10 protein-coding genes and 1 other annotated feature (1 of these 11 cut by a window edge) are annotated in these 14,576 nt (G+C 45.2%); of the genes, 5 read left to right on the top strand and 5 right to left on the bottom strand.

Annotation, left to right across the window (positions count from 1 at the left end):
* Positions 1-94: a sequence feature (Thr leader region), on the bottom strand; it reaches 24 nt to the left of the window's first position.
* On the bottom strand, positions 32-109 hold the full coding sequence (thrL, locus tag N5E84_RS01365; RefSeq protein WP_100208354.1) for a thr operon leader peptide: 78 nt from the start codon (positions 107-109) through the stop codon (positions 32-34). (Overlaps the previous feature by 63 nt.)
* Positions 110-351: 242 nt before the next feature.
* Here thrL and N5E84_RS01360 point away from each other — a divergent pair, with 242 nt between their 5' ends.
* Positions 352-855 carry a hypothetical protein gene (locus N5E84_RS01360; protein ID WP_017043071.1) on the top strand — a complete coding sequence of 168 codons (504 nt, stop codon included), beginning with the start codon at positions 352-354 and terminating at the stop codon, positions 853-855.
* Here the strand turns inward: N5E84_RS01360 and N5E84_RS01355 are convergent.
* A complete protein-coding gene (locus N5E84_RS01355; RefSeq protein ID WP_010318275.1) occupies positions 852-1,337 on the bottom strand; it encodes a putative 4-hydroxy-4-methyl-2-oxoglutarate aldolase in 486 nt (161 codons plus the stop codon). The two genes, N5E84_RS01360 and N5E84_RS01355, sit on opposite strands and share 4 nt — an antisense overlap.
* A gap of 323 nt (positions 1,338-1,660) precedes the next feature.
* Between N5E84_RS01355 and N5E84_RS01350 the strand changes: the two genes are divergently transcribed.
* Positions 1,661-2,692: an IS630-like element ISVa15 family transposase gene (locus tag N5E84_RS01350; RefSeq protein WP_026027704.1), complete on the top strand. Its 1,032-nt coding sequence runs from the start codon at positions 1,661-1,663 to the stop codon at positions 2,690-2,692.
* Between the two features lie 441 nt (positions 2,693-3,133).
* Positions 3,134-3,850: a two-component system response regulator ArcA gene (gene arcA, locus N5E84_RS01345; protein ID WP_013856108.1), complete on the top strand. Its 717-nt coding sequence runs from the start codon at positions 3,134-3,136 to the stop codon at positions 3,848-3,850.
* A gap of 92 nt (positions 3,851-3,942) precedes the next feature.
* On the opposite strand, the gene N5E84_RS01340 is transcribed toward arcA, so the two are convergent.
* From N5E84_RS01340 to N5E84_RS01330, 3 genes are all read right to left on the bottom strand, one after another.
* Positions 3,943-4,389 carry a hypothetical protein gene (locus N5E84_RS01340; protein ID WP_013856107.1) on the bottom strand — a complete coding sequence of 149 codons (447 nt, stop codon included), beginning with the start codon at positions 4,387-4,389 and terminating at the stop codon, positions 3,943-3,945.
* A gap of 4 nt (positions 4,390-4,393) precedes the next feature.
* Entirely contained in the window at positions 4,394-6,733 is a 2,340-nt protein-coding gene (gene arcB, locus N5E84_RS01335; RefSeq protein ID WP_019283372.1) for an aerobic respiration two-component sensor histidine kinase ArcB, read from the bottom strand.
* A 99-nt stretch (positions 6,734-6,832) separates the two neighbouring features.
* On the bottom strand, positions 6,833-7,768 hold the full coding sequence (locus N5E84_RS01330; protein ID WP_019283371.1) for a TIGR01212 family radical SAM protein: 936 nt from the start codon (positions 7,766-7,768) through the stop codon (positions 6,833-6,835).
* A 538-nt stretch (positions 7,769-8,306) separates the two neighbouring features.
* Between N5E84_RS01330 and gltB the strand changes: the two genes are divergently transcribed.
* Both gltB and N5E84_RS01320 read left to right on the top strand, forming a co-directional pair.
* The gene (gene gltB / locus N5E84_RS01325) at positions 8,307-12,854 is read left to right on the top strand and encodes a glutamate synthase large subunit (RefSeq protein ID WP_029189889.1); all 4,548 of its coding nucleotides are present in this window, start codon (positions 8,307-8,309) and stop codon (positions 12,852-12,854) included.
* Positions 12,855-14,324 carry a glutamate synthase subunit beta gene (locus N5E84_RS01320; protein WP_013856103.1) on the top strand — a complete coding sequence of 490 codons (1,470 nt, stop codon included), beginning with the start codon at positions 12,855-12,857 and terminating at the stop codon, positions 14,322-14,324. It begins immediately after the preceding gene.
* Positions 14,325-14,576 lie beyond the last annotated feature (252 nt).

The following is a 14,576-nucleotide window of genomic DNA, read 5'->3' as shown; positions in this document are numbered from 1 at the left end:
GATACAGGCCTTTTTTGTAAAAACTTTTCGCTCAGCGGCCCGCCCCAACATGTGTCATGTCGGTAATAATAATGGTGGTTGTCATTACTACTAGGCTGCGCTGTAACATAGAAAAATTTAAATACTCGTGTGTTTAATTGCCTTTACGTTTACCTTACTTCATCATCATTAGTCAACAAAAATCTGCTATTTTTTATAGTCATTCCGAATTAATCAAATTTAAAACCACCACACAAATAAGATACTTATTGCACGTTAAGCACAACCATTTTACACATAAGCAAATAACAAAATGCTATATACATAACGCTGTCATCGTGTGAAATTTGTGCTTTAATTGTTGTTACCGCAGTGGACGCAGTAACTCAAAACAAGAATAAGGAGAGGCAGATGAAACTAAAAGTTGCACTATGTTTATTTCTGCTTGTCTCTTTATCTAGCATGGCCAATACCTTACCTGCACTTCCTTCTTCACAGAGCCAATCTCCACATCGCTTATTTCTTTCAAGCGAAAGTGATGGTCAACAATTTGATAGTTGGACTATTGATGGCGGTTATTCTTATAACCTTTTTGACAATTTAGATCTGTACATTGGAGCGAGGATAAACAATTCCGACTACGGATCCGAAAGTGGTTTTTTAAGTGGCCTTAGCTACCAGCTAACCCCAAAATTATCACTAAAAAGCACCTTACGGTCAGCCGCCAGTAATCCGAATGATACGAGCAGTGCCGATGCTATGGCGGCGGAGCTATCTAGCCGACTTCAACTGTCAGAAAACGTTGATTTACATGCCACCCTTGATTATCAAGAGTGGCAGCAAGGCGTTCAATTTGGGGTGGGTTTCAGATTCTAGTGCCAGTCTAGCGCTTGAGTTGACGTTAAAACACCATTCCAATCGGCATAAACATAGTCACCCGGCTGAATCATCTGGTTGAGGATAGTCAGCGTCACATTAATTTCGCCTGCACCTCTCTTATCGGTCTTAAGTGGACAACTCGCTAACGCTTTCACGCCTAAATCCATTTGCGATAACGCAGCAACATCGCGTATCGCTCCATAAATGATGACCCCTTCCCAACCGTTTTCAATCGCCATGATCGCCAGTTGATCACCCAATAACGCTCTTTGACACGAACCGTTACCATCGACGACTAAAACTTTCCCTTTACCATTTTGGCTTAATACGTCACGAACTTTAGAGTTATCGTGATAGCAACGCACGGTGACAATTTGCCCCCAAAAAGCACTCCTTAAACCAAAAGTTTGCAAAGGCAAATCCAATATATTGATTTGCGATTCAAACTTATCGCAAATATCTGGTGTGATATCTATCATCCTTCTTCCTTGATTATTGTTTATTATTTTCATCTGACACATTAGACGCGCTGTAAAACCACAGCTCAATGAACCATAATGCCAGATACTTTACTCACCTATTCATACAAACGATGTAAAGAAAAATCCGCTAAGAATGAGCATAACTTGGCGGCCAACTGCATTTAAAAGACTTAATATTCATATTGGTGACATCCATAATAGTGCGATATCCCCCGCTGTAAACGTTGATTTTTTACGCAATTCCCATTTTTTGACAAGTATATACCCGTGATCATTGAAGATGCTTGATTTTCAATAGAATCAGGATCATGCTACAAACCATGAAAATCACACTGACTCCTCAACAGAAACTGCAACTCGAACAGATGCACGACATTGAGCGTGATAGTCGAGTTTGCGACCGTATTAAGGCTGTTTTGCTGGCTTCTGAAGGCTGGAGTCAGACTATGATTTCACAAGCTCTTCGTATTCATGAATCGACCGTTGCACGTCACCTCAGTGACTACGTACTTTCTGAAAAACTTAAGCCTGAGAATGGAGGAAGCCAAAGCAAGCTTTCTGCTATTCAAACCATGCACCTAATCGAGCATTTGACTGAGAAAACCTATTCTCATACTCATCAAATTGTCGCCTATGTTAAAGAGACGTTTGGGCTTGATTATACTGTTTCTGGTATGAACAAATGGCTTCACCATAATGGTTTTAGCTACAAGCAACCGAAAGGCATACCACACAAGTTTGATGAAGCAAAACAGCAAGCATTCATAGAGGCGTATGAAGCGCTAAAGGCAAGCTGTGGCGAGGATGAATCGATAGTCTTTATCGATGCAGTTCACCCAACACTATCAACAAAGATATCGCATGGCTGGATACGTACTGGTCAGGATAAAGTGATTGAAACAACGGGTAATCGTAGCCGATTGAACATTATTGGCGCACTGAACCTGTCGGATATTGGTGCAACCATTGTTCACGACTATGAGAGCATTAACAGTGAATCGATTGTTCGTTTTTTCTGTAAGTTAAGAGAGAGTTATTCGTTAGCCCATAAGCTTCATATCATATTAGATGGTGCGGGATATCACCGCAGTGACTTAGTCAAAGATGCGGCGTTTGTCCTGAATATTAAACTGCATTATCTTCCACCTTACAGTCCAAACCTCAACCCAATAGAGCGGCTATGGAAAGTAATGAATGAGAAGTCGAGGAACAACGTTTACTTCAAAAGAAAACGGGACTTCAAGGCGGCAATAGACCAATTTTTTTCTGTGACTCTTCCAGAGATCGCAGGCTCTTTGACATCTCGAATTAATGATCATTTTCAGGTTCTCAAGCCTGCATCTTCAAGTTGATTCGGTATAGAGTTAACAAGTTCTTTGCTGGTAAATTTCTATGTGAGGTAAATCCCATTGCGCCTAATGCTACCATCCCCAGCGAAAATCCCCAAAAAGCATGCTATTTGCATGGGTAATGTGGTGTAAATTTACAACTGCTTAAGACGATTAATATTTGTTACATTAGAACTCTTGATGTAAATCAACAAAGTGATTGGAATTAACATTCTGCCGTTGTTAGCATGCTGTTAACATTATAGAATCCGCCTTAAAGGCTAGTAGAACACCGAGGGTATGGAGACCTCAATGCAAGATATGCCTAAGGACGGCGGGCAACTGAAGTAAGTGTTTTTTTCAAAACTTTAGTTTATTATCGGCAGCAGATTACCTGTATGTTGCAATTTTTTGCCTACAATTAATTCTATTAGCACAATTTTTTCACAAGTTTAGGTACCGCCAATGCAAACCCCGCAGATTCTTATCGTTGAAGATGAGCAAGTAACTCGTAACACTCTTAAGAGTATTTTTGAAGCAGAGGGATACGCTGTTTTTGAGGCCAGTAACGGTGAAGAGATGCACCATGTGCTGTCTGATAACCCCATTAACTTGGTCATTATGGACATCAATTTACCAGGTAAAAACGGTCTTCTGTTAGCTCGTGAGCTTCGTGAACAGGCTAATGTTGCACTGATGTTTTTGACTGGTCGTGATAATGAAGTTGATAAAATCCTCGGTTTAGAGATCGGGGCTGATGACTACATCACCAAACCATTTAACCCACGTGAACTGACGATTCGTGCTCGTAATCTTCTAGGTCGTTCAATGAATACCAATACGACTCAAGAAGAGAAACGCAGTGTGGAAAAATATGAGTTCAACGGTTGGGTATTGGATATCAATAGCCGCTCTTTAGTGAATCCGGATGGTGAAGGCTACAAGCTTCCTCGCTCAGAATTCCGCGCTTTACTGCACTTCTGTGAGAACCCAGGAAAAATCCAAACTCGCGCAGATTTGCTTAAAAAGATGACTGGCCGTGAATTGAAACCACACGACAGAACAGTAGATGTGACGATTCGTCGTATCCGTAAACACTTTGAATCAGTATCAGGTACGCCAGAGATCATCGCCACAATTCATGGCGAAGGCTACCGCTTCTGTGGTGATCTAGAAGACTAAGCGTCTACCCCCAGATAGTTAGAAGCCCTTTAACCTCAGGTTAAAGGGCTTTTTTCATGGCTGACTACTGTGCGTGGAGCCGTTCTATAAATCTAATAGACTTTGTCGATGAAGACGCTCTTTTCGATAAGCCACTGCGCTGTTGTACCATCACTCAATTGCAAAGCTACATTAACGGGCTTATCCACATTAAGCTGCATCGGCCATTCAAACACAACTTCCCATTGATCTTCACTTTGAGTCCGTAAATCTAACGATTCACTGCCCACCAGCCAATTTTTATCCCTTTGCTGGACCATCAACGCGTCAATCGTTAAATTGGCAGGTAATATTGCCGATGAATCCAATCTTAATGTCCCATGCACAAGAGGTATTTCGCTCTCATTAGCTGTAGGCATTTGATTGATCCAAAGGTTACTTTTCAACCCAATGGTGATATTTGATATCACGGCACTGCTGTCCTGCAGCCAATTAACTTGCGGTGAACTACAGCCAGATAGTAGCGCCATGACTAATGAAGCCAACCCGATTTTTTTCATACCATTACCTTTGAGTTAACCATTGTTTCAAGACTTGAATATCGTGTTGATACCCATTTTTAATTTCATCTATCCAGTCACCAATATTTTCCCACCAAGCAGGTAGCTCTGGCGACTGTGCCTTTTGTGCAACGTTTTGGATGTGTTTCAAACCAATTGAACCCGCAGCACCCTTGATTTTGTGTGCTTCTGAAACAATGCCTGCTTGATCTTTTGCTACCATATTGGAGTCTAGCACTTCAACATAACTGGGCATCATCTGCTCGAACATTTGGATACTTTCCAGCACAGGTTTCGGGCCAACAATATCGATATAAGACTCAAGCATTTCAAAATCGAGCAAATGCATGTTCAACTCACTGTGTTCTTCTGAGGCAGCCTTAACCTTAGCGTCGGCAAGTTGAATCGCCTCACTATGGGTGAATTTTGCAATCACCTCTTGAATCGCCAGTACTGACAATGGTTTACTGATCGCGTCATCCATCCCTTTCTCTAGATATTCAGCTTTATTTTTCAATACGTTGGCGGTCAATGCAACAAGTGGCGGAAGGTTATCATAAGTTTCTCGATAAAACGCAGCGACATCAAACCCGGTCATGTCTGGCAGTTGAATATCGAGGAAAACCAGATCGTACTCTTGCGGCACAAATTTTTGTTTGGCTTCTTCACCTGTCATAGCGACGGTAACCGTGTGTCCTAAACTTTCTAGCAAAGAACGAGCAACTGTAATATTGAGCTCAATATCTTCAACCATAAAAATGGCTAAACTTTTTTGAGGAACGGGTAACGTTGGTTTGAATTGGGCATCTTGTGCCAAAGGCACACGAATTGAAACGGTGAAGGTGCTACCAAAGCCTTCTTCACTGCTCACAGAAATATCACCATCCATTAAGTTGATTAACTGGCGAGATACCGCTAAGCCAATCCCCGTGCCAACAGCGTGCAAATTGTCCTTACCCGATTTAACTTGGTAATACATGGCGAAGATTTTATCGAGTTCAGCCTCTGGTATACCAATGCCTGTGTCTTCAACTTCCATGGTAATGTGCGCAAACTTATCCTCAATGTCAGCGCAGACCGTCATGACGACGCCACCTTCTTTGGTAAATTTCATCGCATTGCTTATCAGGTTCCACAATACCTGACGCAGGCGCGTAGCATCCACTTCAATCGCAACAGGTAAATCACTGAGCCGTTCGAGATCAAACCTAAGCCCTTTTTGCTCTGCCATCAACGCCGAGATGCTTTCAATTTCAGCAACAAATTCTTCAAAATTCAACGGCGCTGGCAGTAGTTCTAGTTTCCGGCGGTCAAACTTATCCATATCAATGATATCGTTGAAGATATTACCTAACGTAATGGCACTGACATTAATGGTCTGCATGTACTTACGCTGTTCTGGGGTCATGGGGCTATCGAGCAACATACGGCTCAAACCAACGATACCGTTGAGTGGTGTGCGCAATTCGTGGCTGATGGTCGAAATAAAGGTGGTTTTATCCCGGCTCGCTTTTTCCAAAGACTCTTGGTTGCGTTTGCGTTCGGTAATGTCTCGCCCAAAGCCCACCAACCCTAAGTGGCGGCCATCTTTGCTGTAAAAAGGGACTTTTCGCAGTTCAAAATAGTTTTTGCGGCCATCAGGGTATTCGAGCCACTGCTCATAAGTGATGGCTTGATTGTCGGCAAACACTTTTTCGTCAGTTTCAACGATCTGTTGCGCCACTTCTTTGCTATAGACATCCCATGGAGTTAACCCAACCAACTGATGCTCACGCTTGCCCGTTAGCTCTTCCATCGCTCGGTTGCAGCCAGAAAAAACGCCGTTCGCATTACGGTAGTAAATCAGATCAGGAGAAGCATCGATAAAAGAGCGCAATAAGGCGGTTCTTTCTGCCAATTCAAGCTGCGTTTTTTCGCGTTGATAGACCTCATTTTCTAAATCAGCCATCGCCTCTTCACGCGCTTCCTCGGCCTTAATTCGCTCTTCAATTTCTTGGTTGAGTTTTTCGATATTTTGCTGAAGCTTATAATTGAGCTCTTGATCGCGTGAGCGCATGTCTTTGAGCTTAGAAACCAACTTCGAGAGGCGTTGACGTGACTCTTCTAACTGATCAACCACCACTGAAAGGAAATAGACCGCCCAAGGCGTGATCAATAAACCAAAAAAGACAGAACGAACGATGTCGATATCATCAACATAACCATTGAGCACCAACGTGATACCAACTTGCACCACCACTGCCAAGGCCACTAAAGCGAGCGCAAGAAGAATGGAGAAACGAAGAATGCCCAGTTTGACCAATAGGTCGACATAGTACTGGGCAAGGTTTTTCATGGGTTTCATTAAACACTTCCATGTAATAACAATGCCACTAGTCTAACGCGTTTAACGTCGATTCGTCAGCCAAGTTAATCACAAGGATTTGCGAAATTGCTTGAATCTTTAGCTGTTTGGAAGCGTATAGACAAACGCTCGACTTAAGCGTGAGCCTTGCGCGCCACCTTGATTAAGTGCTCGACCTATTTCGGTCATCGCAAGCCAACGATTTTCACACCACAGTGGCGCAAGCAGGGTCGGCCGCCGGGCGGCTGACGAGACTCGGTGATAAATGATCTCAGGTGGCGTCATTTGAATCAATTCACTCGCAATGGAAACATACTCTTCTAACGTTGGCGCTTGTAATCTTCCTGCTCGCCACGCTTTGGCCATCGTACTGCCTTCAACAATATGCAACCCATGCAACTTGATGCCATCAGTGCCTACCGCTAAGACTTGCTTTAAGGTTTGAAGATTATCGGTACGCGTTTCTTTAGGTAGCCCCACAATGAGATGCGTGCATACTTTGATCCCCAAGGCTCGAGCGCGCTCAGTGATCAACGCATAACATTCAAAATCATGACCACGGTTGATCCGTTTGAGCGTTTGATTATTGGCGGTTTGCAAACCCAGTTCGAGCCAAATTTCAAAACCTTGTCGCACATAATCGGCCAATAAATCGAGCACAGCATCGGGTACACAATCAGGCCGAGTGCCGACGCATAACCCAACAATGTCAGCCGATTGAAGCGCTTGCTGATACATATTTTTCAACACCTGCACTTCCGCATAGGTACTGGTATAAGCTTGAAAATACGCGAGATATTTTTTGGCACGTTTGATTTCACCAGCGCGTTCTGTCAATTGCTGCTCAAGACTTTGGGCTTGTGTTTCTTCATCAGCAAAAGAAGCGACATTACAGAAGGTGCAACCACCTCGCCCAATCGTGCCATCTCGATTCGGGCAGCTAAAACCACCATGCAGGGTCAGCTTGTGAACTTTTTCGCCATAACGGCGCTGTAGATCTTGGCCGATCGTGTTAACCAGTTGATGTAATTGCATTGAAGAAATACCGCTTATAGATAGTAATGAATCTCAGTTAGATTTATGTAACTAAATTACATCCCTGCAAAATAAATTCACAAAGAGTAGCCGTATCAAACACTCTCCAACCTAACAAAAATCAATAAACATTCATAAAAACAGCGTTATTTGCTTAATGTTGCACCAATGTTAAACAGTGCATGCATTTTTAACGAAAAAAATGGGCGACTAAAATGAGTTTTCGTTGGAATTCCTATAAACAAAATTGTAGGATACTTACACATCCGCCCTATTTTTTGTGATATTCCTTACATAAATAGTTGTGGAAAAATCGGTGATATTCGCACCCCTCCTATACAAACCACTAGCAAGTGGCATAAATAAATTGAATATCACTAAGGAATGTTTTTCTCGCCATATTTTTCCGGCGAGAGACGGAAAGGATTCGAACCCGCCAACACAGGCAGGTTTAGATTGATAACAATTAAAGGACAAGTCGCATCGCTAAGTATGCCTTAGCACACGTGCGTCTAAATTGAACTGGAAGGATGTATCTATGGTAGATAGAGAGCAGGATTCACGAGGTCTATATACTCCTGAATTGGAGCATGACGCTTGTGGTATCGGTTTTGTTGCCCACCTGAAAAACCGTAAGTCTCACCAAGTTGTGACTCAAGCTTTAGACATGCTTGCTCGTATGGAACACCGTGGTGGCCAAGGTTGTGACCCATGCTCTGGTGATGGCGCAGGTATCTTATTACAAAAACCTCATGAGTTTTTACTCGAAGAGACCGTTAAACTTGGCTTAAAACTGCCTTCGTTTGAAAAGTACGGTGTCGGCGTGGTGCTGTTTCCGAGAGATGAGCACAAACGCGCCCAGTGCCGTGATATTTTAGAACGCAACGCCAAAAGACTCGATTTAGAAGTACTGGGTTATCGCGTTTTGCCAACCGATAACTCAATGATTGGCGCAGACCCACTTAGCACTGAGCCTCAATTTGAGCACGTTTTCATCTCCGGTGGCCCAAGTACCACCCCCGCAGAATTAGAGCGTAAATTGTACGTTCTGCGTAATTATACCGTTCGCGTTTGCCTAGAAAGTGTGTCCAACATTGGTGATGATTTTTACATCAACTCCATGTCTTACAAAACCTTGGTGTATAAAGGTCAGCTCACCACAGAGCAAGTACCGCAGTACTTCCTTGATCTACAAAATCCGACCATGGTGACCGCGCTGGCATTGGTGCATTCTCGTTTTTCGACCAATACATTCCCTAAATGGCGCTTAGCTCAGCCTTTCCGTTACATTGCGCACAACGGCGAAATCAACACAGTTCGCGGCAATTTAAACTGGATGAAAGCGCGCGAAGCGATCCTCGAATCAGATTTGTTTACACAAGCTGAAATCGACATGCTGCTGCCAATTTGCCAAGAAGGCAGTTCAGATTCCGCCAACTTCGATATGGCATTAGAGTTACTGGTTCTGTCTGGCCGCAGCCTGCCACACGCCCTGATGATGATGATCCCTGAAGCGTGGCAAGAAAATAAAAATATGGATCCAACCCGCCGCGCATTTTACCAATACCATGCTAACGTCATGGAACCGTGGGATGGCCCAGCATCAGTATGTTTTACTGATGGTGTACAAGTTGGCGCAACACTGGACCGTAACGGCCTGCGCCCATCACGTTATACCGTGACTAAAGATGATTTTCTGATCATGGCTTCTGAATCTGGCGTGGTTGAAATTGCGCCAGAGAACGTGGAATACCGCGGCCGTTTACAGCCAGGGCGTATCTTTGTCGCTGATTTAGAGCAAGGACGCATCATTTCTGATGAGGAAGTGAAAGACAGCATTGCCAATGCGCAGCCCTACGCCAAATGGGTTGAAGAGAACCTCCTCAGCTTGAAAAAACTGCCTGAAGCGAGCAACCAGTACAGCCAACCTGCTCCTGAGCGTCTAATGTCCCGCCAACAATCGTTTGGTGTCAGCTCAGAAGAGGTGAATGAAATCATTCTTCCTTTGGCAAAAACCGGTTATGAACCGCTTTCGGCCATGGGTGCTGACTGGCCTCTGGCTGTGCTTTCACATCAATCACAGCATCTCTCCAACTACTTTAAGCAGTTGTTTGCTCAGGTCACCAACCCACCGATCGACCCGATCCGTGAAAGAATGGTGATGTCGCTCAATACTTACCTCGGTAAAGATCAGAACTTACTGACAGAAACGCCACTGCACTGCTTAAAAGTCGAGCTAGAATCTCCGGTTCTTTCCAACTCAGAGCTTGAGAAACTGCGCGCTATTGATAACGAACATCTGCAAGCGAAAACCTTAGATATCGTATTTCAAGCCAGTGAAGATCAAGGCAAATTAGAACGCGCGCTGAAACGCATTTGCCAATATGCCGAAGATGCGGTTATCGATGGTTACTCGATTATTTTATTGACCGACCGCGCGGTAAACTCAAACCATGCGGCGATCCCTGCAATGCTGGCCGTCGGTGCGGTTCATCACCACCTGATCCGCAAAGGCTTACGAGCTAAATGTGACATAGTGGTAGAGACCGGCGACGCGCGTGAAACGCACCACTTTGCGACATTGATTGGCTATGGCGCAAATGCGGTTAACCCGTATTTAGTCATTGAAACTATTATCGATTTACAACGAGTCAAAAAACTCGACCCGACCATTGCAGCGAAAGATCTGTTTGACAATTACCGCAAAGGCATCAACGGCGGGCTGCTGAAGATCTTCTCCAAAATGGGCATTTCCACCCTGCAGTCTTACCACGGTGCGCAAATTTTTGAAGCGTTGGGCATCAGCAAATCAGTGGTAGATAAGTACTTCACTGGCACTGTATCGCGCATCCAAGGTTTGACCATTGATGACATCGCAAAAGAGGTGTTAGTTCGCCATCGCGTGGGCTACCCGACTCGCGAAGTTCCAGTGCAAGTGTTGGATGTGGGCGGCGTTTATCAGTGGAAACAGCGTGGCGAAAAACACCTGTTTAACCCAGAGACGATTTCGTTGCTGCAACAATCAACACGCAACAAAGATTATGTGCAGTTCAAGCAATACGCGAAAGCGGTAGATGACCAAGGCGACAACGCTGCCACGCTGCGTAGCCAGCTTGATTTTGTTAAAAATCCAGCCGGTTCGATTCCCATTGAGGAAGTGGAACCGATTGAACGTATTTTAAAACGCTTCGCAACTGGTGCCATGTCGTTTGGTTCAATCTCCTACGAAGCGCACTCAACGTTAGCCGTGGCGATGAACCGTATTGGCGCGAAATCCAACTCGGGTGAAGGCGGTGAAGATCCAGCACGCTTTGAACGCAAAGAAAATGGCGATTGGGAACGCTCTGCAATTAAACAGGTCGCTTCTGGTCGTTTTGGCGTGACCTCCTACTACCTCACCAATGCCGATGAACTACAGATCAAAATGGCTCAAGGCGCGAAACCAGGTGAAGGTGGGCAACTGCCGGGTGATAAAGTCGATGATTGGATCGGCGCGACACGCCACTCGACTCCGGGAGTCGGTCTTATTTCACCACCACCGCATCACGATATCTATTCGATCGAAGATTTGGCGCAACTGATCTTTGATTTGAAAAACGCGAACCGTACCGGCCGAGTCAACGTGAAATTAGTTTCCGAAGCCGGGGTCGGTACTATCGCTTCCGGTGTGGCTAAAGCCAAAGCGGATGTGGTATTAATTGCCGGCTATGATGGCGGCACGGGTGCATCACCGATGTCTTCGATTCGTCACACAGGCTTGCCTTGGGAGCTCGGCCTTGCTGAAACGCACCAAACCTTGCTTAAAAATGGCCTGCGTAATCGCATTGTCGTGCAAAGTGACGGTCAGATGAAAACACCACGTGACCTTGCAATGGCGACATTGTTAGGCGCGGAAGAGTGGGGAATTGCCACCGCTGCGCTAGTGGTTGAAGGGTGTATCATGATGCGTAAGTGTCATAAAAACACCTGCCCAGTAGGGATTGCGACACAAAACAAAACCTTGCGTGAGCGCTTTGATGGCCGCGTAGACGATGTCGTCACCTTCTTCCAATACATGGCGCAAGGCTTACGTGAAATCATGGCTGAACTGGGTTTCCGTACTATCGATGAAATGGTTGGCCAATCGCATAAACTGAAAGTGCGTGACAACATCAACCACTGGAAATACAAAAACCTCGATTTGTCACCAGTGTTGTACATTCAAGAGCCTCGTGCAGAAGATGGTGTTTATTGCCAAACCAAACAAAATCATCATCTAGAAAACGTGCTAGATCGTCAGCTAATTCAAGTAGCCAACCCCGCGCTTGAGAAAGGCGAAGCGGTTAACGCAGTCTTCCCTATCGTCAACACTGACCGTAGCACGGGTACTATGCTGTCGAACGAAATATCGAAGGTATATAAAGACCAAGGTCTACCTCAGCCAATGAAAGTTAAATTCAACGGCTCCGCAGGACAATCATTCGGGGCATTCCTTGCTAAAGGGGTGACGTTTGAAGTGGAAGGTGATGCCAACGATTATTGGGGCAAAGGTTTATCTGGCGGTACGTTAGTGCTCTACCCTGACACACGCTCAACCATCATTGCGCAAGATAATATCGTGGTGGGTAACGTCTGTTTCTATGGCGCAACTTCTGGTGAATCCTATATTCGCGGCCTTGCTGGAGAACGTTTCTGCGTGCGTAACTCAGGAGCTAAAGTGGTCGTAGAAGGTATCGGCGATCACGGCTGTGAATACATGACAGGTGGAGTCGCAGTGATCCTCGGTTCGACAGGACGTAACTTTGCGGCTGGTATGAGCGGCGGTGTAGCCTACGTGTGGAATCGACATGGAGACTTCGAAACTAAGCTTAACGCTGAATTGGTTGATCTCGACCCACTGCAACAAGAAGATACCGATCTGCTACGTGAGATGCTCAACAAGCATGTTCAGTTCACAGGAAGTGAAGTGGCTCAGTTATTCCTTGATAATTTTGAAGCAAACCTCACCCAAATGGTGAAAGTGATGCCGCGTGACTACAAAGCGGTTCTTCAAAAACGCAAGGCTGCAGCTGCGCAAGTACAAACGGAAGAAGTGGAGGCCGTATAAATGGGTAAACCTACTGGATTTTTAGAACATGGCCGCGAGCTGCCAAAAAAGCTCGATCCAACGGTTCGCATTCAAAACAACCAAGAGTTTGTCCTCAACGAAGAGTTTGGTAGCAAAATTAATACTCAAGCGTCTCGTTGCATGGACTGCGGAGTACCGTTTTGCCATAACGGTTGCCCTATCGGTAACATTATTCCTGAATTTAACGATGCCGTTTATCGTGATAGTTGGGAAGAAGCTTGGAAGATCTTAAGCTCAACCAATAACTTCCCCGAGTTTACTGGTCGCGTGTGCCCTGCACCTTGCGAAAGTTCGTGCGTACTCGGGATCAACCAAGATCCCATTACCATCTGTAATATCGAAAAAACCATCGTGGAAACGGCTTATCGCGAAGGCTATGCCAAAGCGAAAAAGCCGCGTTCTCGTACTGGAAAAACCATCGCTATCATTGGATCTGGCCCGGCAGGTTTGGCCGCAGCTGAGCAGTTGAACAGCGCGGGTCACTCAGTTACTGTGTTTGAACGTGATGAAAAAGTCGGCGGCCTGCTGCGTTTTGGCATTCCGGATTTCAAACTGGGTATGGACGTTATTGATCGCAAAATCAATTTGATGGCAGAAGCGGGCGTCAAGTTTGAAGTAAACGCACATATCGGTGTTGATATCAACGCACAGCAACTACGCCAAGAGTTTGATGTCATCTTGCTTACTGGTGGCTCTACCGTGCCTCGTAACCTGCCGATTCCGGGGCGCGAGTTAAAAGGGGTTCATTTTGCGATGGAGTTTCTGGCACAAAATAACCGCCGCGCGAATAACATGGATCTTAAAACTGATGAGATCCACGCTAAGGGTAAACATGTGGTGGTGATTGGTGGTGGTGATACTGGTTCTGACTGTGTCGGAACCTCAAACCGACACGGCGCCGCAAGCATCACGCAAGTTGAAATCATGCCGATCCCGGCCAATAAACGCCCAGCCAATATGCCTTGGCCGCAATATCCAATGATTTTGCGCACCTCAACTTCCCACGAAGAGGGCTGCGAACGTCATTGGAATATTCTGACCAAAGAGTTCCTCGGCAACGAGCAAGGTCAAGTCACGGGGCTACGTGTTGCTGATATCGTTTGGCAAGATGCAAAACCGGGTGAGCGCCCGAACTTTGATGAAGTCGCGGGCAGTGAACGTATTATTGCGTGTGATATGGCTTTCCTTGCTATGGGCTTTTTACATCCAGAACCACATGGTGTACTTGCTCAGCTTGATATCAAGTTAGATGAGCGTGGCAATGTGGCAACACAAGGTTTTGCGACCAACCAAAAAGGTGTTTTCGCTGCAGGTGATATGCGCACAGGACAATCGTTAGTCGTACGTTGTATCAATGAAGGGCGCGAGTGCGCACGCGAGATCGACGCTTACTTGATGGGCAACACCAACTTAGAAGCGAAAGCCGACTCATTGATGCTTTCAGCCTAGTGCCTCGCGCTCTTTTCGCTGGTTCAAGGTGATCCAGAGCGCTAAGCAGCGATGATTCCTTCCAACGTTCTACTTTTTGGCCAGCATTTAATGCTGGCCTTTTTTATGGCTAATTCTTATTCCATGAGATTACCCACGTTAACAAACTGTAACAACAAAAATCCTATCTCATTGAATATATTATATTAATCTAGATGATTAGGTGGTAAATCCCATTGCAACATGATTTTTCACCAACAACTTGACCTTTTG

Origin of the sequence: Vibrio sp. J502, assembly GCF_025397955.1 — a bacterium.
In the GTDB taxonomy this organism is placed as follows: domain Bacteria; phylum Pseudomonadota; class Gammaproteobacteria; order Enterobacterales; family Vibrionaceae; genus Vibrio; species Vibrio anguillarum.
Note: the sequence above shows the minus strand (reverse complement) of the source record. Positions and strands in the feature narration are given on the sequence as shown.

Bases quoted from the DNA above. Each gene is read 5' to 3' on its own strand.
- thrL (WP_100208354.1), bottom strand. From the start codon at position 109: ATGTTACAGCGCAGCCTAGTAGTAATGACAACCACCATTATTATTACC.
- N5E84_RS01355 (WP_010318275.1), bottom strand. From the start codon at position 1,337: ATGATAGATATCACACCAGATATTTGCGATAAGTTTGAATCGCAAATC.
- N5E84_RS01350 (WP_026027704.1), top strand. From the start codon at position 1,661: ATGAAAATCACACTGACTCCTCAACAGAAACTGCAACTCGAACAGATG.
- arcA (WP_013856108.1), top strand. From the start codon at position 3,134: ATGCAAACCCCGCAGATTCTTATCGTTGAAGATGAGCAAGTAACTCGT.
- N5E84_RS01340 (WP_013856107.1), bottom strand. From the start codon at position 4,389: ATGAAAAAAATCGGGTTGGCTTCATTAGTCATGGCGCTACTATCTGGC.
- arcB (WP_019283372.1), bottom strand. From the start codon at position 6,733: ATGAAACCCATGAAAAACCTTGCCCAGTACTATGTCGACCTATTGGTC.
- N5E84_RS01330 (WP_019283371.1), bottom strand. From the start codon at position 7,768: ATGCAATTACATCAACTGGTTAACACGATCGGCCAAGATCTACAGCGC.
- gltB (WP_029189889.1), top strand. From the start codon at position 8,307: ATGGTAGATAGAGAGCAGGATTCACGAGGTCTATATACTCCTGAATTG.
- N5E84_RS01320 (WP_013856103.1), top strand. From the start codon at position 12,855: ATGGGTAAACCTACTGGATTTTTAGAACATGGCCGCGAGCTGCCAAAA.